The organism is Photorhabdus sp. HUG-39, from assembly GCF_963878365.1.
Taxonomy (GTDB): Bacteria; Pseudomonadota; Gammaproteobacteria; order Enterobacterales; family Enterobacteriaceae; genus Photorhabdus; species Photorhabdus kayaii.
The window spans coordinates 1-21,898 of the sequence record NZ_CAWNWY010000007.1; the positions used below are offsets into that span (position 1 = coordinate 1).

The following is a 21,898-nucleotide window of genomic DNA, read 5'->3' on the forward strand; positions in this document are numbered from 1 at the left end:
CCCGCGAAGCGAAAATAACGCCCTGACGGGCGATTGAATCGGGTCAATGAGGAAAATGAGTTGTATTATGATTCGTAATGAAAGGAACAAACCCCATTATTTTCAATGGGGTTTGTCAGCGGTCTGAATCCCAGCTTAACAGCTGGGATCGTTCTTATCGGGTAACTAACGAATATCAAATAACCAAAGAACAAAGCCTGCAAAGAACCCTGACGTACTAACTTTTAGATATGTTCCAATATTATCGCCAATAAAGTGAAAAATTTCTTTTCCGCCTCCAACCCAATAACCAAGTGCTGCTGCTATCATACACATAAGAAATATGAATAGAAAAAAAGAACAAGATAAATACAGCAAAATTACTATCGATTTATTTTTTTTCATTTTGCTGCTCCTTGTCTTTTATAGCCTGCCCCATACTGTCGTTAAATATACCTGATGTTACTGAATCGCCGACGTTACCAGCTATAGATGGAACTGAACTCTGTTTCACAGGTCTTGTAATCGTCCAAATCCCGATTGGTTCCCATTCAAGTTGTTTCGATATTGGATTAAGTACTTTCTCCATAGGTACTTTAATAACATTACCTACGGCATAGCCTGCACTGGCTCCGCCTTTACTTATTATTGCATTCAAGAAAGGATCATCTCCTTTGATTTCTGCTGTGTAATAGCCGCCTACTGCATTCCAAGTAACGGTTGGGTTATAACCTTTCCCTGCTGTGATAGCGCCGACAACACCTGCTCCAATTACATCAGATAACTTCACTTCTCCTGTTGTGCCATATTGAATAGCTGCATTTACACCACTGGTGACGCCTGCTGCAAGTAGCTGTTCTTTACCTTTTGCCCCCTGAATCATCGCCTTTGCACCAAAGACCATTACAGGCCATGAAGTTGGATCTAAGGCGACAGCGGCAACTCTGTTAGAAGTGGTAATATTATCCTTCAAAAACTGCAAATCCTTACCATTCAAATACTGCACTATTTTGATGGCGTCGGGATCTTTTAGTTTCTCTGACAATCGAATTTGTAACGATCCCTCATCAAGCGCAATATTCGTATTTGCTTGAATAATTTCTTCATAAGTCACGCAGGTAATACCGCCGCCTTTGCATTTTTCCTCTAATTCGGCACTATTCTTATTGCTGATGTCCAAATACTTCTGAATGACAGCACCGCAGTCTCCTCCTTTGGCCTTACACTCGGCCAACTCTTTATCAAAACGGCGGCTTTCTTCTTCATGAAGATAGTTATTCTCAATCGCATTCTTCCCGGCTTGGGCCCCGGTGATGGCGCTGCCGGTAGAGTCACCGGTAATGCCGCCTGCCAGGCCAGCCGCCAGGGTGGAGAGGGTGCTGATGGTCTGTTTTTCCTCTTCACTTAAGTCACTGACTTTAGCATTTTCTCCGTGAATGTGCTTCATCAGTTCTCGTGCGGCCAGTTCACCGGAAGCCGCTCCTGCCGCTCCCGCCAGCGCATTGTTACCACTGACTTCGGCGGCTACTGCCCCCAGAATGGCATGGGCCAGCGTATTGGTGACGACATCGACTTGATGGGTTTTCGGGTCGGTAGTCAGGTCTTTAATCACTCCAGCCAGATAAGGAGAAGCGCCGCCCGCCAGTGCCTGACCCATATTTCCGCCCGCGAGTCCCTGAATGGCCGCGGTAGCCGCCTGTAAAGCGGTGTGGTATTTTCCACCGGTGCCCAGGCCAGATTCATTCAACGCCTGGTTATAGGCGGTCTTGTAAATCTGGTCTTTAATTTGTTCCGGGGTGATGTCAGTTTTACCTTTATCCTTCAGTACTTTTATGGCCGCTTCTCTATCCGGGTCACTGATGTTTTCCAGTTTGGAGTGGGCCGCTTTGGTGGCGATAATTGCCCCTTCGGTACTGGCGATATCAATCACCTGCGCACTGATTTCGCCAATCAGTTGGGCCTGTTTCAGTCGTTGTTGCTCTTTCTCTTTGTCAAAGATAGGACTGAGAGCATTGTTGGCATGGTCGGTATCCCGGCTCAGGGTGGTGATATCTTGCTGCTGGTTGTCTTTGTCCCGGATAATCAGGGCACCGTCACTGACCGCGGCATGGGTGGTGCTTTGGGCATGGCCTTCCCGGTTAGCGCCGCCCAGGGTATTGGCCACCATATTACTGAGAATCATGCCGCCTGCTGAGCCGCCCGTGCTGATACTCACGCTATGGTGTTCGGTTTTAAAATCCGCTTTGTTTGGTCTTACCGATGGTGAAACCGATCACCAACACCAGCGAGGCCGGACAGTTGATTATCCGGCTCGTTGAGAACAGCTGACGGCTAAAGAGAAAATCCCAGCGCCTTGGCTGGGATCTCTTTTAGGTTAGTTTTCGTATTTGAAGTCTATATTGAGCTTCATTTGTTCTACATCAATAGTGACTATACAACCCGACCAATGAGGTTTTTTCTCTGAATGAACATTTTCTATAAAAAATTGTCTTAATGTAACTAATAGTTCCCTCAATCTATGATCTATTATCCCGTCTTCAGGTAAAAACCAGCGCATTTCATCGTTGGAATCGATGTAATCATATTTAAATTGACAACAATCACCTTCAGGAGATAATTCCGTATCCATAATAATTTTTTTCGCATTATCAGGAGCTGCGTTATATAACAATTGGCCGATCTCAGCATATATTTTATCATCTAGACTCATTTCTTGCCCCCAGGAACATTATCTATGTTTAATCTTATTGGCCTTTCATTATCTACCTTATAGGTAACATTAAAACTGACAGGGCGGTTACTATTATCACTATATATAGGTTGTATTTTCACATCAACTGTCTTACCAGCTTTTAATTCTTTAGCCCAAGAATTCTCCATCTGTTTCCAGGCACCTTTATTTAAGTTTCCATCCATAGGAACAACATTTAGTCGCTCGCCTGGGCCACCAAAAATACTGGCGATTAAATGCCCGCCTTCATCTCCCGGATTACCACATTTACCGGCTTTACATTGCTGATAAGTATTACGGTCACTCTTGGATAAATGTAGTTGAAGTTTCGATATGGACTGGCCTGCTTAATTCATCTGTATGATAAATTTTCTCCCCGCTTGCATGTTTTACATGATAAATTTTATTGGGTTCAGGCTTATTCAGTACCTTACTCCAACCACCTTTCTTACCTTGTTCAATAAGTACAACTTCTTTCTCTGCTGTAGTTAAATTTGATTTATTAACTTGCTGATTATGATCAGTGTTAGCGCCTTTTGTACTCGTATTGCCAGTGTCTTTTGTCGCAGGCTTCTTCCCGGCTATCCCCAGCCCAATCATCCCGCTACTGCCCACTTTCGGCATTACACCAAACTGCTCCGCGAACTCCTTGCCTTCAACAACCTTCTTTACCACATCTGGCAGCGACTGGTAAATCGCTTGGGCACTTTCTGCATTCTCTGCCTGTACAAAGCGGTTTAACTGTGCCGTCTCCTCACTACTGAGACTGGAGAAGAATGAAGTCCGGTTCAGGCCACTGGCGGCGTCTGTTCCCGAGTTCATCATTTCCCAAACGGACACCACACAGCCCGGATTATGGGAGCAGTCATCTGCCTCGCTTTCCTGACGGTTTTTCTCGCTACGTTCTTTAAACTTGTCGTAAATCGCTTGCTTATTTGCGCCCGTCTTTTCTGCTTCCAGTAGTTCTTCTTTCAGTTCGTGGACATCTTTGGCCGTCAGGAAGTTGTTTTCCACCGCATTCTTCCCGGCTTGGGCCCCGGTGATGGCGCTGCCGGTAGAGTCACCGGTAATGCCGCCTGCCAGGCTAGCCGCCAGGGTGGAGAGGGTGCTGATGGTCTGTTTTTCCTCTTCACTTAAGTCACTGACTTTAACATTTTCACCATGAATATGCTTCATCAGTTCTCGTGCGGCCAGTTCACCGCCCGCCGCTCCTGCCGCACCGGCTAGCGCATTGTTACCACTGACTTCGGCGGCTACTGCCCCCAGAATGGCATGGGCCAGAGTATTGGTGACGACATCGACTTGATGGGTTTTCGGGTCGGTAGTCAGGTCTTTAATCACTCCAGCCAGATAAGGAGAAGCGCCGCCTGCCAGTGCCTGACCCATATTTCCGCCCGCGAGTCCCTGAATGGCCGCGGTAGCCGCCTGTAAAGCGGTGTGGTATTTTCCACCGGTGCCCAGGCCAGATTCATTCAATGCCTGGTTATAGGCGGTCTTGTAAATCTGGTCTTTAATTTGTTCCGGGGTGATATCGGTTTTACCTTTATCCTTCAGTACTTTTATGGCCGCTTCTCTATCCGGGTCACTGATGTTTTCCAGTTTGGCGTGGGCCGCTTTGGTGGCGATAATTGCCCCTTCGGTACTGGCGATATCAATCACCTGCGCGCTGATTTCGCCAATCAGTTGGGCCTGTTTCAGCCGTTGTTGCTCTTTCTCTTTGTCAAAGATAGGGCTGAGAGCATTGTTGGCATGGTCGGTATCCCGGCTCAGGGTGGTGATATCTTGCTGCTGGTTATCTTTGTCCCGGATAATCAGGGCACCGTCACTGACCGCGGCATGGGTGGTGCTTTGGGCATGGCCTTCCCGGTTAGCGCCGCCCAGGGTATTGGCCGCCATATTACTGAGAATCATGCCGCCTGCTGAGCCGCCCGTGCTGATACTCACGCTATGGTGTTCGGTTTTAAAATCCGCTTTGTTTTTGATATCGCCAAAGCCCAGGGTGCCGGTATCAAGGGTGTTTTTGTCTTTGTCTGCGGTACTGGCAATGACTGCGCCGTCAAGCTGGGTGTGTTCACCCACTTTTACTTGATAGCCGCCTTTACCGGCAAACAGTCCCGTCTGCTCCTGTACGGAGTCAAAGTTGCTATGGATTTTGTCGCGGCTGGCACTCAGGTTGAATGAGCCGCCCGGTTGTGGACCGAAAGTAGTACTGTCGCTGGCACTGACATTCTGCTGCTTCATATCGTAGCGGTTGCTGTCCTGCTCGCTACTGAGTGTCAGGTGGCGTTTGACGTCGGCGGTAATTTGTTCGCCGCTGACCTGAGCGCCTTTGAGCGTCGCATCCCGACCGGCGTTGAGGGTGACGGTTTGTCCTGCATCCAGCGTAGTTTCATTATGGCTGACGCCGTTGCCGCTTTCACTGCCTTTACCGCGGTTGGTACTGACGGAGAGATTAATACCCGTGCCCCCCGGTCCGGCAGTCAAACCGACGCCCAGTGAGCTGCCGCGACTGCTGTTTTTGCCGGTGGTCTGTTCGGTGTTCTGGCTGGAGGAGAGCTGGATATCCCGGCTGGCATTGAGTTGCAGGTCTTTGCCCGCCTGCAACTGGCCGCCCTGAATGCGGATATCGCCGTGCTGGTCTGGAGTACCGGAAGCGGTGAGGGTGAGATTATCCCCGGTCGTCAGGCTGCTGCCCTGCTGAGTGGTCTGGTGCTGTTTCAGTTCTGACCGGGAGGACTGGCTGCCGTAGGAGAGGTTGACACCCACCAGGTTGTTATTGGCTTTGTCGTCACCGCCTTTAGCGTCGGCCAGACGAGCAGCCTGGACTGCCTGTACTCCGCTAAGAGCGGCTTTGGTGCCTTGTAAGGCTTTGATTCGGCTGTCACTTTCATTGTTGGCGGCTTGAACCGTTTGAACTGCGGAATTCAGGGCCCCGCCTGCGGTGCCGGACAGCGCCACGGTCAGGCCGCTTTGTTTCTGTTCGGTTTTAGTGATAGCGGTATGACTGTTTTCCGCACTGGTGATGTTAATGTTTTGGCCGGAAAGTTGCGTATCGCGGCCCGCCACGACATCACTGCCGTGAAGGTTGAGCTGTTTTCCGGCGCTGAATGTCACACTGCCCTGGCTGCTGCCTACCGTGCTGCCTTTGTTGAGGTTACTGTCGATATCGGTGGTGGATTTTTGGCTGGCTTTGCCGATGGTGAAGCCGATACCGCCGGTCCCCATCAGACCGGATTTTTTCTCTTGTTTGAAGTGCGTTTCATGACGGGCTTCATCAGCGGTGGTGATGGTGAGCTGATTGCCTGCGGCCAGATTAACATCCTGAGTGCCAGCCACGTTACTGCCGATGATGTTGAGGTCATTCCCGGTTTGTAGGGTTACGCTGTCGCCGCTGAGCGTGGTGCTCTGCGCCCGGCGTTCATGCACCTCATCGTGGATTTCGACGGAGGATTTGGAGAGTAAGCCTTTACTGGTCTGCTTGCTGTGTTCTACCAGGTCTGATGAGGCGGTACCGGCATCTAGGGTGATGTTATTCCCGGCCTGAGCGGTAAGTTGTTGACCAGCGCTCACGTTAGCCGCAGTAGCATTGAGGTTATTGCCCGCTCGCAGTGCCAGGTTACCGGCGGTGGTTATTTGGCTACCGACGTCACGTTGTTGTGTCAGATGGCGATAGTTGTCGCTCCCCCAGTCACTGTTTTCTGTGCGATGAGTGCGCAGGGTGTCCAGAGTCAGGTCGAGGCCCGCGGTTATCTCTGTCTGGCCGTCTTTGCCCGCGTTATTTACTTCACTGGCCGTGAGACGGATGTTGTTGAGGGCTTTCAGCGCTAAAGTGCCGTTGTCATTCTGGACATAAATGCCCGCGGGTCGATCCAGCCAGCGGTCAGCACCTTCTCCGCGCAGGGTAGAGGCACTGGTGATATCCCGGTTTGCCAGCGCGGAAACGCGGTCGTGGCCCCGAATTTGTCCGCCGAGGTTGGTGATGTCCTGCCGAGCGGTTAAATCCACTTTACCGCTTTGGATAAAGCCGCTGTTGGTTAGATTGTTTGCTGTCAGTTGGGTGATTTCACGTCCTCTGATGGCGCCGCTGTTGGTGATATCTCCTCGGCTATTTATTGTCACGTTTTTACCGGAGAGCAGGGCACCGTCACCGGTCAAGTCGCCTTTATTCACGCGAGCGTAGACTTGTGGCACGGTCACGGTTTGTTTTGTGCCATCGGCCAGAGTCACGGTCCGGTTGGTCAACCAGATAATGTCTGAGGTGAGCAGTGCCATCTGCGATGGGCTCAGTGCAATACCGGGGGTAAGTTGCTGCCGTTTGCTGAAGGCAACGCCGGCTTCCATGAGCGCTTTGAACTGAGTTTCATCGTTGTTGTGGCCCGCCAGATAACGCTGCCCGGTCAGTTGGGTGATTTGATCACGCACCAAGCGCTGTTCGTAGAACCCATCGCCCAGGCGTTTGTGTGCCAATGCCGGGTCGTGGGTTAACTGTTGTTGCATGTAATCCGTGCCTAGCCACTTTTTGTATTGGGTGAATTTAGGGTCGGTCTCCACCAAATAATGGCTGTCACTGCTCGGTTGTACGACAAACAGGCTGTTGTTCGGCAAGCGGGTGTCTGGAGCAACGATACGGATAAGGGGTTCGACGCTTTGGCCTTTAACGTTATCAGACGGTAGCGTTAGTTCAAATTGTTGGCCTGTTGGTAACACCAGCGGGCGCTCATCTAATGTACCACTATGGGGTAGAGTGACCGTCACAGGGGGGAGTACCCGTTCAGTTTGTTGAGCGGGGGGAAGTACCGGGTGTTCAGTGAGTGCATCTCTGTTTGGTAGTGCCACTGCGCCGGACGATAATACCTGCTCAGTTTGTTGGCTCGTAGGAGAAAGTATTGGGTGTTCAGTCAGTGCGTCTCTGTTTGCTAGTGCCACTGCGCCGGACGATAATATCTGCTCAGTTTGTTGGCCTGTAGGAGAAAGTATTGGGCGATCAGTCGGTATGTCCCTGTTCGGTAGTGTGATGGCGTTGATAGTGGCATTTGTGAACGTAACTTCACCGGCTTCCGCCATTCTTGGGGTCAGATTAATCCCGGTTGGCGCACTTTGAACACGGCTTGTCTGCCTGTCACCTATTGTTATGCCGGTAGAGTTTGGACGAGTGTTGCCCTGCCAGGCTAGGGCTTTCAGGTCAATGGTTTCGATTATTGGTGCTGGGCGATAATCACTCCAGTCTTTTCCTTGGGATCTTTTACTCTTTCTCAGTCGACGTTTTTTCTTTTTAGGGTACCAGCGGATTTCACTGCCTGCATCTGCGGTGATACGTTCGCCTTTAGTGGCGTTATTGTGCAATTCGTCAATATCACCCCCTAGTATTCCACCCGCTATGATCTGACTGTCGTTATTGGTCAGCATCGTGCTATTGATGGTCATATTACCGCCGGCCAGAATCTTACCAGGGTTGTTTTCTTTTATCTGGGTCTCTGTAACGGTACGGGTATACTGATACTCGTAAAATTCATTATCTCTGCTACCGTCCGGCATAATGGCATCGCGTATGCCATATCTGTTTCGATAGGAGGTGTCCACCTGTGACCAGTCATAGCGGGTGGTGTGGCCGCTTAATACCGCTTCATGGCGCTGGGATTTTTCTGTTTCGACGACTTGGGTGACTAGACCTTTGTTGGTATTTTTGATAATAGCGGCATCAATACTTAAGTTACCACCGGCCTCAATGGTTGCCGCGTCGTTGTCGAGCATCCCGGCCTGACTAGTAGCAGTTAGGTTCTCATCCAGTTGTCCACCAATGCGCATGTCACCCACGCTGTAAATCAGGGCATGGTCACTGTTGTTGAGGGTTCCGGTACCGATATCTAATTGGTCTCGGGCGGCAATGACAGCGGCTTTGCCATCTTTCGCTGTGTTATTGAGAGTGCCAGTCTTGAGGGCTATTTGGTCACCGTAAATACGTCCGGTTCCGGTGTTGTCCAGTACTTTGGCGGTGAGATGGGTCAGTTCGCCGTCAATGAACCCCGTGTTGGTCAGTGTGTTGCGGACGTTGACTTCGGTTTGCTTGGCACTGATTTCCGCAGTCTGGGTATTGGTGAGGTTTTGGGCTCCCAGATGCAATGTTTGCCCGGCTTTAATTGTGCTGTCATTGATAATGTTGCTGTCGGTTTCCAGAGACAGCTTACCGTCGGCGGCGATGTTACCAGTGTTGTGGAAGTCCTGTTTTAATTTCACTTCCATATCGCCCTGCGATAAGGTTTGACCGTCACCGCTCAAGGCATTGGCTTTAATATTGACCTTTTCACTTCCAATCAGTGTGCCTTGTTGGTTATTCACCGTCAGTTTCTGGGTTTTATCTTCGATGGTGAGTTGTTTTCCACCAGAAACCAATCCTTGTTCGTTTTTCAGCGACTGGTTAATGATGGCTTGCAGGCGGTTGACTCCCTGTAATGTTCCCTGGGTGTTATCCACCTGTTGAGCTTCAATTATCAGGTCTTGGGCTTCGGTACCCTGGTCAGGGTGATTAGTCTCCCGGTTAATGAGTTCTGCTGTTTTGAGTGTCAGTTGTTGGTCACTGTGGATAAAACCGCCAGTGTTGTTCGTTTGTTTTCGCGCGTTAATCGTCGTGTCACCTACGGCGTTGACCTGCCCGCGGCGGTTGTCGAGTTGTAGGGTATTCAGGCTCATGGTGTCTGTTGACAATAGCTTACCGTCCTGGTTATCCGTATCGGCTTGCCCGGCGTCGATGGTGAGTTTTTTGCCCTGAATGTGTCCGTGTTGGTTATTCAGTTTGCCACTGGTCACGGTGGTGTTGTCATCGCCAATAATACGGCCATGCTGGTTGTTCAGTAGCTGCCCGTTTGTGTCAATATTGACGGTTTTTGCTGACTTCAATGAGCCATTGTTGTTGATAAGCGTTTGACTATGAATCTTTAGTCCGCTATTGCCAGCAATCAGTCCTTTTTTATTGGTGAGGGTTGTACTGGTAATCTTAGTTTTGCCATCCGCGGCGATAAAACCAGCGTCGTTGTTTAACTCACCGATATCCAGTGTTAAATCTCCGCGAGCAGAGAATTCGCCTGATTTATCTTTGTCGCCGGTGTTATTCAGGCGTTGGCCTTGAGTGTTGAGATTCAGGTTGCCATCAGAATCGACGGTGCCTTGCTGGTTATTGAATGCTTGGGTAGTGAGTTTTATCTGTTGAGTACCAGCAATAGTGCCCTGAGTATTATTCACGGCGGCAGTGTTCAGGGTTGCGATTTTACGACTGGTAATCATGCCGGCCTGATTATGTAAATCACCACTGGTAATTAATATGTCGCCTTGGCTGCGAATGCCACCCTTATCACCACTGTTTTTATTCGTCAGGGAATGGCCGTGCGTATTGAGAGTCAGCTTATCTGCGGATTGCAACAAGCCGCCGCTATTGTCAGTTTGGTTCACCGATAATGTCAGCGCATCTTTTTCGCTGGTGAGTGTTCCGCCTTGGTTTTTCAGTTCACCACTAGTAACTGTCGTTGTTCCTGTACCGATGATCGCACCATCCTGATTGTCGATTTCACCGGTAGTGAGGATCATTGTCCCTTTACTGATAACGCCACGGTTATCGCCGCTTTTGGCGTTGGTCAGTTTTTCTCCGTGAGTATCTAGCGTCATGTTGCCGCCAGACTTTATTAGTCCACCGGTACTGTCTAACTTGCCGCTATCGAGTTGTAGGTTTTTCTTACTGACTATAGTGCCAGTGAGATTGCTTAATGTCTGTTGATGAGAATTGATGTGAGTTTCATCGCCACGGATATATCCGAGATCATTGATGAGTTCACCTGTAATCAGTTTTAGGCTATCCCGTGCGAGGATTCCGTTAAGTTCTCCACTATCGGTATTCGTCAGTTTCTGCTGTTGTGTATCTAATTTCAGACTGGCTGAGGATTGTATCAGCCCACGTTGGTTGTTGATTGCTTGTGTTGTCAGATCGGCTTTTCCTTTCGAGAGGATTTTACCGTCGGTATTGTTGAGGTTTTTGCTGGTCAGCGTGGTTTCGCCTTGTGAATCTATCTTGCCAGCGGTGTTATCAATTTCACCGGCTTCCAGTGTCAGGTTACTGCCGCTGAGTATGCCATGTTTATCTCCGCTTTGAGTGTTAATCAGTTTCTGACCGTGAGTGTTGAGTGAAAGGGTGGTGTTGGATTGCAGCAGACCACTTGTGTTATTCAGTTCGCCGGTATTCAGTGCCAGTTGTTGATGCTGGCTGAGCATTTTACCGCTGGTATTATCAACGGTACCTGTTGATGTCACGTTGAGCTGCTTATCGGCGATAACTCTTCCCTGTTGGTTATCGATGGTGCCTGCGGTTATTGTCAACTCTCCCAGGCTTGAGATCCCCTGTTCAGGTTGGCTGTTGCGGTTGGTTATTTTGCCTTGTTGTCCATCTAGAGTCAGGTTTTTATCCGCGTGGATCCAGCCAGCTTCATTATTGATGCCTTGAGCCGTCAGCTTGACATTGCCTGTACCGATTATGCCCCCGGTTTTGCCACTGTTGAGGTTAGTCAGTAGCTCACCTTGTGTATCGAGTGTCAGATCACCCTTGGATTTCAACAGGCCGCCGCTGTTGTCGGTTTTTTTCACGGTCAATGTGAGTGTGCTGGTTTCACTGGAGAGAGTTCCGCCTTGGTTTTTAAGTTCACCAGAGTTAACGGTGGTTGTTCCTCTACCTTTGATAAAACCATCTTGGTTGTCGATTTCACCAGTGGTCAGCATCAATGTTCCTGTACTGATAACGCCACCGGTTTTGCCGCTTTTGGCGGTGGTCAGTTTTTTTCCATGTGTGTCCAGTGTGATATCACCATCACCGGTAGATTCTATTCTCCCGCCAGTACTGTCTAACTCGCCGCTATCGAGCTTTAAATTTTTCTTACTGGTTATGGTGCCAGCCACATTGTTTAGCGCTTGCTGATGGGTGTTAATGTGGGTTTCACCGCCACGGATAGATCCGCGGTCATTGATCAGTTTACCGGTAGTCAGTTCCAAGGCATCTTCCGCGATGATTCCGCCGTTTTTACCGCTATCGGTGTTAGTGAGTTCATGCTGTTGTGTATCTAATTTCAGACGGGTTGCGGATTGTATCTGTCCACTTTGGTTGTTGACCGCTTGTGTTGTCAGATCGGCTTTTTTCCGCGAGAGGATTTTACCGTCGGTATTGTTGAGGTTTTGGCTAGTCAGCGTGATTTCACCTTGTGAATCTATCACGCCAGCGGTGTTATCAATTTCACCGGCGTCCAGTGTCAGATCACTGCCGCTGAGTATGCCGAGGTCATCCCCACTTTGCGTATTAGTCAGCTTTTGGCCGTGGGTGTTGAGTGAAAGGGTGGTGTTGGATTGCAGCAGACCACTTGTGTTATTCAGTTCGCCGGTATTCAGTGCCAGTTGTTGATGCTGGCTGAGCATTTTACCGCTGGTATTATCAACGGTACCTGTTGATGTCACGTTGAGCTGCTTATCGGCGATAACTCTTCCCTGTTGGTTATCGATGGTGCCTGCGGTTATTGTCAACTCTCCCAGGCTTGAGATCCCCTGTTCAGGTTGGCTGTTGCGGTTGGTTATTTTGCCTTGTTGTCCATCTAGAGTCAGGTTTTTATCCGCATGGATCCAGCCAGCTTCATTATTGATGCCTTGAGCCGTCAGCTTGACATTGCCTGCACCGATTATGCCCCCGGTTTTGCCACTGTTGAGGTTAGTCAGTAGCTTACCTTGTGTATCGAGTGTCAGATCACCCGCAGATTTCAACAGGCCGCCACTGTTGTCGGTTTTTTTCACGGTCAATGTGAGTGTGTTGGTTTCACTGGCGAGGGTTCCGCCTTGGTTTTTTAGTTCACCGCCGGTTACGGTTGTTGTTCCTGTACCAATAATCACACCGTCTTGGTTGTCAATATCGCCAGTGGTCAGCGTCATATCGCCGGTGGACTCTATTCTCCCGCCGGTACTGTTAAGTTCTCCGCTATCGAGTTTTAGATTTTTCTTACTGACTATGGTGCCAGCCACATTGTTTAGCGCTTGCTGATGGGTGTTAATGTGGGTTTCACCGCCACGGATAGATCCGCGGTCATTGATCAGTTTACCGGTAGTCAGTTCCAAGGCATCTTCCGCGATGATTCCGCCGTTTTTACCGCTATCGGTGTTAGTGAGTTCATGCTGTTGTGTATCTAATTTCAGACGGGTTGCGGATTGTATCTGTCCACTTTGGTTGTTGACTGCTTGTGTTGTCAGATTGGCTTTTTTCCGCGAGAGGATTTTACCACTGGTGTTGTTGAGGTTTTGGCTAGTCAGCGTGGTTTCACCTTGTGAATCTATCACGCCAGCGGTGTTATCAATTTCACCGGCTTCCAGTGTCAGATCACTGCCGCTGCGGATACCGCGTTTTTCTTCGCTCTGTGCGTTAATCAGCTTTTGGCCTTGGATGTTGAGCGACAGGATTGTGCCGGATTTCAACAGGCCACCGGTATTGTCAACGGTCCCGGATGTCACGGTGAGTTGTTTATCCGCTTCTACAGATCCTTGATGGTTATCAATACCACTTGCAGTCAGCGTCAAGTCTCCTGAGCTACGGATACCCTGATGAGGCTGGCTATTGCGGTTGGTTATGGTTCCTTTTTGCCCGTCAAGGATCAGGTTTTTACCCGCATGGATTAGGCCCGCATCGTTGTTAACGCCTTGGGTTGTCAGCTTCATGTTGCCTATGCTGATTATGCCCCGGTCTTTGCCGCTGTTGGTGTTGGTTAGCAGCCTACCTTGCGTATCCAGTGTCAGATCACCCGCAGATTGCAGTAGTCCACCGCTGTTGTCAGTGTTGTTTACCGTTAATGTCAGGGAGCTGGTTTTGCTGACAAGTTTTCCTCGTTGGTTGTGGAGTTCTCCACCCGTTATCGTTGTCGTCCCTGTTCCAGTGATGGTGCCATCGTGGTTGTCTATCTCGCCTGTCTTTAAGGTGAGTATTCCCTTACTGGCCACGCCACCAGTGTCGCTGCTTTTTGCGGTGGTGAGCTTTTTCCCGTGGGTGTCTAATGTCATGTTGCCATCAGATTTTATTTGTCCACTGGTACTGTCGAGTTCTCCACTGTCAAGTTGCAGATTTTTCTTGCTCTCTATGGTGCCTTTTTGGTTGCTTAGCCGTTGTTCATGGGTGTTGATGTGAATGCCATGACCAAGGATAGCGCCCGAGTTATTAGTCAGTTTACCACTGGAAATACGTAATGAGTCTTTAGCAATAATACCGCCAGTTTTGCCACTGTCGGTATTGGTCAGGGCTTGGTTTTGGGTATCCAGCAACAGGCTTGACTCTGATTGGATCTGTCCACGAGTGTTATTTAATGCCTGTGTGGTCAGTTCCGCCATCTGTTGTGATAAGAGTTGGCCGTCGGTATTGTCAACGTTACCGGCGTTAAGGGTGGTTTTTCCTTTAGCAGAGATAATGCCGGCGGTGTTGTTGATATCTCCTGTACGGAGTTCCAGATTGCCGTTGCTTAATATGGTGCCTTTTTTGATCTCTTTTTCGTCACCATTTTTAGTGTTAGTCAGTTTCTGTCCATGAGTATTGACTATCATGTCATTGCCAGATTGTAACAAACCAGACGTGTTATCCAGTTCACCGCTGTTTAGGGTGAGTTTTTCTTGGGCAATAACTTGTCCCGCGGTGTTGGTGAATTTATGCCCTTTGGTTTGGCTGTCTATCTGTTGAGCCAGTAATGATCCTTGATGGTTATTCAACGCCTGACTTTTTGTGGTGAGCGTCGTTTTGGCTTCGATTCGTCCGTCAACGTTTTCAATGTTTTTCCCAATGATCAGTTCTGTGCTGCCACCGGTTGCAGCGATTTTGCCTTTGCTGTTATCTAAGGTGGTGGCATCGATTTTCAGGTTGCCATTACTTTGAATCTCGCCATTTTGGTTATTCAGCGTCTTGGCAGTAAGGGACATTTTGTCCTTACTCTGTTGCTGCATTACTCCACTCTGATGGCTTAATGTATCTGTTTTTATTGTAATTTTGTCGGCGGTAGTGACTGCTTTTTTGTTCAGTTGCAGGTTGTGGGCTTGTATATCCAGTTTACCATTGGAGAGCAGTTCTCCGCTGTCACCTATCCATTGATGGGTGTTGAGTGACAGTTTACCTTTGCCGGCGAGTTGAATTATCCCCCCTTCCGTGTTGTTCGCCTCCTTGTGGACGGTTAGGTTCAGGTCATCTCCATTATTGGCGATTTTTCCATGACGGTTGTCCAGATTTCCTGTGGTGATAGCCAGCCGTTTCCCTTCATTGAGAATGATTCCGCTGTGGTTACTCAGTGTTTGGGTGTTCAGTACCAGCTCGCTGTTGCCGGTTTGATTAATTTTCCCCTGCTTGTTGGATAAGTCTGGCGTCGTTAAGTTGATTTCTCGTGCTACCAGTGTGCCGCCGTCATTGTTAAATTGACCTGGTGTTTTAGCTGTAAAACGGTCAGCGGTGACTGTAGCGTTGGCGGTGCTAATCTCTTGCTGACTGGCAGTGAGTTGAATGTTGTTGGCAGAAGTTTGGCTGCCGCTAAGATCAATCTTTTTACTCTGTACTTCCAGAGTATTGGTCGCCAAGTTTTGTCCATTGGCCTGAATTTGCTGTTTGGCGGTCAGTGTCAGCGATCCGGGCAGCGTGGCTTTCCCTTTATCATCAATTCCGGCGGCCAGAATACTGCCTTTGGCACTCTGTATCGACTCCGCTTTGATTGTGGTATGACTTCGTGCAGCAATTGTGCCACTGTTCTCAATCCGTCCATCAACCGTGAGGCGGACTTCACCAGCGATTGCTCCGATGTGGCCGACGTTACGTACCCCTACACCAAATTCGGTACCCACCAGCACGATTTTATTGGCGTACATGCCACCGAGTGCGGCTACGTCCAGCGTAAATGATAGATTCTTGCTGCCGTCAGCAGATTTTTTCTTAATGTTCTGGTGAGCAGCATCAACGATATTACGTCCGGTTGTGATTTTTAGATCTTTCGCGTGCAGTTTGCCGTTGATTACCACCGAGCGGGCAATAATTGCGGTATAATTTTGTTGTGAACTGTCTATTCCTAGCTCTTCAATGCGCACTTCTCCCCGCTCAATATCAAAGCCTTTCAGTCGGCCTTGTTCCATCATGGCCTGTCCTGTGGTGAGTGTTGCGCGATAGGCGTTAATGAATCCACAACCGTTGCAGGTGATGCCCGCCGGGTTGGCAATAATAACGTCGGCTTTTTGTCCGGCGACTTCTATCCAGCCATTAAGTTTACTGGCGTTAATGCTGTTCACTTCATTGAGAATGATTTTGGCTTCCGCTTTGGCAAGCCAAGGATTTCCTGCCACCATACCGCCCAGTTGAGTTTGGACAGCATTGTGACTGTTGTTAAGGATGACGCCTCGTTTATCGATATCAAATTGGCTGTAGGTATTACGCGAGATACCCGCGGCGTTAGGGGTCTGAATATCGATTTGTGGCGTACCGTTTGCACTGTTCAGGATAGTCGGTTGCTGATTACCCGGTGCTTGTCCGTCGGCCACAATATTGGCCTGCGCTGTTAGGGAGATGCAGCCGGTTGCCAATAACAAACTCAGTCGTAACGCTGTTAACCGGCAAAGGCATTGTGGTAATTGCCGACGACTGCGGCGGCGTACCGTACTACCTTGCCCGGAAGTTGCAATATCGGCCACGACCATCAACATGTTCCGGGCTTTGTTAAAGATAATACGATACAGATGCTTGTTCATTGTTTTTCTCCACTAACACTTTTTATCTGCGATAACTTTGGCTGCGTTGTTATTTTGAGTTAGTACTGCCAGTACACACTGAATCCAGTTGTGACTGATGAGGTTTGAAAGCCATCCGGTTTGGATAGCGGGATACCGGCAAACAGGTCATAGCTCACGCCTTTAAGAGTGCCGCGATAACCTAGAACGCCGCCCGCCAGATGTTTTCCCAGACGTTGCTCATTTCCCGGCCCACCGATTTCGCCATAATCCACGCCCATATATAGGGATTGACCATTCAGTGGCGTTTGCCATTCCAGTTCGTTACGGCTGTACCAACCATGATCTCCATTTAGCGTGCGTTCGCCGTCAAATCCGCGTACGGTCCAGCGGTTGCCAATTGAAAATTGATCCTGTGGCGTCAACGTTCTGGCGCTTATTTGGCGCAGGTACTGGGTTTTGTAGATGAATGGCTGAGAAAATAGGGTAAATGGTGCCGATAGTGCCGCAGAAAACTGGGTTGTTTTAAGTAAGGCAGTGGCTTCACCACGGACTTCTTCTGGTGCGGGTTGAGCTCCAAACCAGCGTGTTCCCTGTTGGTAGGTCACTCCGGTATCCAAGGTCGCACTACCGATATAGTGACGATGAGATAATCCCAATTTCCAGCCAGCCGTTTCCCGGTGCTGTACGCCGATTGCCAGGTCATTAATGAAACTTTTGGATGTGCGACGATAAATTTCGCCGTTAACCGAGGTTTTTTGACTAGCGTTACGATGCAGGACTCGGCTGAGTTGGACATTCAGGTTTTTGCTTTCGCCACTGTATTTGTCGTCTCTATTTGGCCTGGCTACTTTTTGGTTGTAATCGTAATTACTGGCAGTGATGCCTGCCATCCAGTATCCCACTGGTAGGGAGTAGTGGATGGTGTAGTTTTTGCTGCTGCGACCAGAAGGAGAGTAAATATCGCGTCCACCGGAGATATAAAATAGATCACTCAACGCAAGAGGATTATCCAGATATAAAGTTAATCCGCCTTGGTAACGTCCGGTAGTTTTAGAACCTGAATCGTCCAGATAGCTAGCGAGTCGCCAATGTCTTGACTGACGCCAGTTCAGCACGATATCGCTTTCTCCTAATTGTTCATTCGGTACAATTTCCATGTCAGCTTGAACGGTAGGAAAACGTTGTAAATTTTCTAATCCCTGCTCAATATCCCGTAAGTCAAGCAGCTCTCCTTCGCGGGGAGGAAATGTGGTTATCCGTTGAATATAATTGCCACTTTCAGCGGTATAGCGAATATGCCCAATTTTGCCCGGTATGATCATGAGTTTTAATGTCTTGGAATTAAGATCCTGACTGGGAGCTAATACTCTGCTAGTGACATAGCCATGATTAATTAACCGGTTTTGTATCCGAGTCATTAATATATTAATCCCCCGGGTGCCCAGACATTGGTTTTCTCCCTGTTGGGCTAAACGTTTTAAAGGTAACCAGTGAGGAAAATGTTCCGTGCCTTCAAGAACGACATGCGTAATGGGAAAGCAGGGCGTATCGTCAGGAAATTTAGAAGGTACTGCTGTTTCAGGAACAGACAGACGAATATCCGCCGGTGGTGGTGTTAATTGGGCTTCCAGTGCTTTCTGTCGTTCTTGTTGATGAATGAGTTGCTGATCTGAAATTTCGGCGGCTTTAACATCGGTAGTAACAATAAGAAAACTAGTAAAAATAATAATCTTTTTTTTCATTATTCTTTGGCATCCCGCACGTTTCATATAATTTTTGGGGCGCTATTAGTCATGAATTTGACTTAATAATCAATATGTAAATATTACTTAATGCTATAATTGAGAAATACGGATTGTTATAAATTATTAATAAAAACAATTGGATATGGTTTTGTTATAAAATGAGTGATAATAAAAAATGCTTTATTAATTAATTGGTTATGTGGACGTTGCCAAATGCTCTAATTTAATTCTATATATTGATAAATATGTGATATATGTCACTGAGAATATTATTATGTAATTTAAGTTAAAGTAACTAAATAAACTATTACTTTGGCTATTATTATAATGGGAGAGCTTGTTTCTTTCAGTTAAGATTGATGATTTTTTATTAGTTACAGCGTGTTTATTCGGCTATGAAATTTCTTGGCAAAGGAGGCTCTAGCAACAATTAAATGTTCCGAGCCATGCCCTAATTCCATCTACGAAGTGACTGAGATAATGGGATGGTAGAAATAACCGCCTCTATTAGTTTAAATATCAAAATGATTTAGTAAGAAATTTTCATCTTATTTCTCTTCTTCTTCATTTGCACTTGATTTACTGTTAGCTGTCAGTAAATAAGGCGATTGTTGCCATCGACTTGGCGTTAATTGCAATAGGTTATGTGCCAGAATAAAACCAATTGCTAAAGCGAGTAAGATCATGATCCGGAGTAAGTTAGTCGTGTTATCTACCTGCTTGGACTCGGTTGCCAATTTGTGGGTATCTAGCGTCAGACGCAGAAAGCCTTTGGGCTCATCTTTTCCTGGGATGGGGACGACTATCTGGTAGTTAAAGTAGCTGCCCGCTTTTTTACCATCCAAAGATAGACGATCCCGCACCGAAACGTTTTCCCCGCTATGAGCAATCTGAGTCCCATTATTAAGATAAACACTGGCATCAAGTATGCGACTGTTTGTCGTCAGATGATGCAAATTAGCCAGTATCCGCTCATTATTAAGATCTTTGCTGCCACTCTCCATATAATCAGATAAGCTGAATGCGACTTGTTTTGCCAAGGTTTTTGCCAATTCCTCAAATTGATCCATCTGGGCTTGTTGGTGAGAACGGCTAAAATAAGAAACACCCTGCATTAGAAATACTAATAAAGCAATGCAAATCAAGATAATAGCTGTTTTATGCAGTCGGAATTTTAATTTAGCTTTGATCATCGTTATCTCTTCCAAGCTTTGGTCAACGCAATGTTGCCAGATGCAGTACAGAGAGGATAGTTTGAAGCACAATTTTTTGCTGTCAAATCATGTGGGATTACAGGAGTAGGGATTAATGTCTAATAACCTGGCTTATCACTATTTGCCGGAAGAGGTCCATAAGTGGCCGGGATTACCACTTTCGTTAAGTGGTGAAGAAGTTATGCCGTTGGATTACCGAGCGGGTGACAGTGGTTGGTTGATATATGGCCGTGGCCTGGATAAACAACGTATTAGTAATTTTCAACATCGGCTTGGTGCTGCTATTGTCATCGTTTCTTCATGGCGTATTGATGATTATCAGGTAGTACGTATTGCCGGAAATTTGACTGCTCGTATTAAACGGCTGGCTGATGAGTGTCGGTTAGATGTGGTTCCTTTGGGGCAGATCCCACGGTTGCGGTCCCCAGGTTTGCTGGTGATGGATATGGATTCAACAGCAATTCAAATTGAATGTATTGATGAAATTGCCCGTTTGGCTGGCGTAGGTGACAGAGTAGCCGAAATTACCGAGCGGGCAATGCAAGGAGAGCTGGATTTTTCTGATAGTCTGCGGGAGCGAGTTGCCCAGTTGGCAGGGGCTGATGCTGATATTCTGCGACAGGTTGTAGAAAATTTACCACTTATGCCGGGGCTGACCAGTTTGGTGCGTAAGTTACAATCCTTTGATTGGCATGTGGCAATCGCATCGGGGGGTTTTACCTATTTTGCTGACCATTTGCGCCAGAATTTACGTTTGGTGGCTGCGGTAGCCAATCAGTTAGAAGTAAAAAATAGTAAGTTGACAGGTAAGGTTATAGGACCCGTTGTTGATGCTAAATATAAAGCTGCCACATTGGTGAAACTGGCAAAAAAACTGGATATCTCATTGGAGCAAACTGTCGCGATTGGTGACGGCGCTAATGACTTGAAGATGATCCGCAAAGCAGGGTTAGGTATTGCTTACCACGCTAAGCCGAAAGTTTATGCACAGTCGAAAGTGACCATCCGTCATGCTGATCTCATGGGAGTATTGTGTGTGTTAAGTGGCGGTCTTAAACACGAAGAGCGTTAATATACCCTTTAGGAGTACAGAGTGGCGAAAGCAGCAAAGCGGGCATTTGTCTGTAATGAATGTGGGGCGGATTATCCGCGCTGGCAGGGGCAATGTAGTGCGTGTCATGCTTGGAATACCATTACGGAGGTGCGCTTAGCCGCAGCACCTTCCTCCCGTAATGAGCGGTTCAGTGGTTATGCGGGAGATGCTGGTGTCAGCAGGGTTCAGAAATTATCAGAGATCAGTCTGGAAGAACTTCCTCGTTTTTCTACGGGATTTAAAGAGTTCGATCGGGTGCTTGGCGGTGGTGTTGTTCCCGGTAGCGCGATTCTGATTGGCGGTAATCCGGGAGCAGGGAAAAGTACCTTATTGTTGCAGACGATGTGTCAGTTGTCTGCACAGATGAAAACTTTATATGTCACTGGGGAAGAGTCGTTACAGCAGGTGGCAATGCGTGCGCACCGGTTGGGATTGCCGGCTGATAATCTGAATATGTTGTCAGAAACCAGTATTGAACAAATTTGTCTGATTGCGGAGCAGGAGCAGCCAAAGTTGATGGTGATTGACTCCATTCAAGTGATGCATATGGCGGATATTCAATCTTCGCCGGGGAGTGTCGCTCAGGTCAGAGAGACTGCCGCTTATCTTACTCGGTTTGCTAAGACTCGTGGTGTTGCCATTGTTATGGTTGGTCATGTGACCAAAGATGGCTCGTTGGCGGGTCCGAAGGTGTTGGAACACTGTATTGACTGTTCAGTGATGCTTGATGGTGAAGCAGATTCCCGCTTTCGCACTTTACGCAGTCATAAAAATCGGTTTGGGGCCGTTAATGAGCTTGGCGTATTCGCCATGACAGAACAAGGATTGCGTGAGGTTAGTAACCCATCAGCGATTTTCCTGAGCCGTGGTGATGAAGTTACCGCTGGCAGTTCTGTCATGGTGGTGTGGGAAGGGACTCGTCCTCTGTTGGTGGAGATTCAAGCGCTGGTGGATCATTCTATGATGACCAATCCACGGCGGGTGGCTGTGGGTTTGGAGCAAAACCGGTTAGCTATTCTGTTGGCTGTCCTTCATCGCCATGGTGGTTTGCAAATGTCCGATCAGGATGTGTTTGTGAATGTTGTGGGTGGCGTTAAAGTTGCGGAAACCAGCGCGGATCTTGCTTTACTGCTCTCTTTAGTCTCCAGTTTTCGGGATCGGCCGTTACCCCGTGATTTGGTTGTATTTGGAGAGGTGGGGCTAGCAGGGGAAATCCGTCCTGTGCCCAGTGGACAGGAGCGCATATCCGAAGCCGCTAAACATGGTTTTAAACGGGCGATAGTGCCTTATGCCAATATGCCGAAAAAAGTACAGCCAGGAATGGAAGTTTTTGGTGTGAAAAAGTTGGCGGATGCGTTATCTGTTATGGAAGATTTTGGTTAAACAG

Annotated in this window: 8 protein-coding genes and 1 pseudogene; 2 read left to right on the forward strand and 7 right to left on the reverse strand. The window is 48.1% G+C overall.

What is annotated here, in order from left to right:
• Nucleotides 1-165: 165 nt before the first annotated feature.
• The 7 genes and pseudogenes from AAC155_RS06590 to AAC155_RS06625 all read right to left on the reverse strand — a co-directional run bounded on the left by AAC155_RS06590 (nucleotide 166) and on the right by AAC155_RS06625 (nucleotide 19,397).
• On the reverse strand, nucleotides 166-384 hold the full coding sequence (locus AAC155_RS06590; RefSeq protein ID WP_099142451.1) for a hypothetical protein: 219 nt from the start codon (nucleotides 382-384) through the stop codon (nucleotides 166-168).
• Nucleotides 385-1,245: 861 nt separating this feature from the next.
• Nucleotides 1,246-2,137, reverse strand: a pseudogene (locus AAC155_RS24410) (VENN motif pre-toxin domain-containing protein); the annotation flags it as partial.
• 216 nt (nucleotides 2,138-2,353) lie between these two features.
• Entirely contained in the window at nucleotides 2,354-2,689 is a 336-nt protein-coding gene (locus AAC155_RS06600) for a hypothetical protein (protein WP_113041498.1), read from the reverse strand.
• Nucleotides 2,686-3,045 (reverse strand): DNA/RNA non-specific endonuclease, encoded by a 360-nt coding sequence (locus tag AAC155_RS06605; RefSeq protein ID WP_113041499.1) that lies wholly within the window; start codon nucleotides 3,043-3,045, stop codon nucleotides 2,686-2,688. Before AAC155_RS06605 ends, AAC155_RS06600 begins: the two co-directional genes overlap by 4 nt.
• Complete coding sequence (locus AAC155_RS24415; RefSeq protein WP_113041500.1) at nucleotides 3,011-16,477, reverse strand: hemagglutinin repeat-containing protein; 13,467 nt, start codon at nucleotides 16,475-16,477, stop codon at nucleotides 3,011-3,013. Before AAC155_RS24415 ends, AAC155_RS06605 begins: the two co-directional genes overlap by 35 nt.
• Before the next feature lie 59 nt (nucleotides 16,478-16,536).
• Complete coding sequence (locus tag AAC155_RS06620) at nucleotides 16,537-18,201, reverse strand: ShlB/FhaC/HecB family hemolysin secretion/activation protein (RefSeq protein ID WP_191214789.1); 1,665 nt, start codon at nucleotides 18,199-18,201, stop codon at nucleotides 16,537-16,539.
• Between the two features lie 551 nt (nucleotides 18,202-18,752).
• On the reverse strand, nucleotides 18,753-19,397 hold the full coding sequence (locus AAC155_RS06625; RefSeq protein WP_113041502.1) for a YtjB family periplasmic protein: 645 nt from the start codon (nucleotides 19,395-19,397) through the stop codon (nucleotides 18,753-18,755).
• Between the two features lie 115 nt (nucleotides 19,398-19,512).
• Here AAC155_RS06625 and serB point away from each other — a divergent pair, with 115 nt between their 5' ends.
• Together serB and radA are read left to right on the forward strand one after the other, a co-directional pair.
• A complete protein-coding gene (gene serB / locus AAC155_RS06630; protein ID WP_113041503.1) occupies nucleotides 19,513-20,490 on the forward strand; it encodes a phosphoserine phosphatase in 978 nt (325 codons plus the stop codon).
• A gap of 21 nt (nucleotides 20,491-20,511) precedes the next feature.
• Complete coding sequence (gene radA, locus AAC155_RS06635) at nucleotides 20,512-21,894, forward strand: DNA repair protein RadA (protein WP_113041504.1); 1,383 nt, start codon at nucleotides 20,512-20,514, stop codon at nucleotides 21,892-21,894.
• Nucleotides 21,895-21,898 lie beyond the last annotated feature (4 nt).

Excerpts from the sequence above, each read along its gene's own strand:
- AAC155_RS06590 (WP_099142451.1), bottom strand. The coding sequence starts at position 384 with ATGAAAAAAAATAAATCGATAGTAATTTTGCTGTATTTATCTTGTTCT.
- AAC155_RS24415 (WP_113041500.1), bottom strand. The coding sequence starts at position 16,477 with ATGAACAAGCATCTGTATCGTATTATCTTTAACAAAGCCCGGAACATG.
- AAC155_RS06620 (WP_191214789.1), bottom strand. The coding sequence starts at position 18,201 with ATGAAAAAAAAGATTATTATTTTTACTAGTTTTCTTATTGTTACTACC.
- AAC155_RS06600 (WP_113041498.1), bottom strand. The coding sequence starts at position 2,689 with ATGAGTCTAGATGATAAAATATATGCTGAGATCGGCCAATTGTTATAT.
- AAC155_RS06625 (WP_113041502.1), bottom strand. The coding sequence starts at position 19,397 with ATGATCAAAGCTAAATTAAAATTCCGACTGCATAAAACAGCTATTATC.
- serB (WP_113041503.1), top strand. The coding sequence starts at position 19,513 with ATGTCTAATAACCTGGCTTATCACTATTTGCCGGAAGAGGTCCATAAG.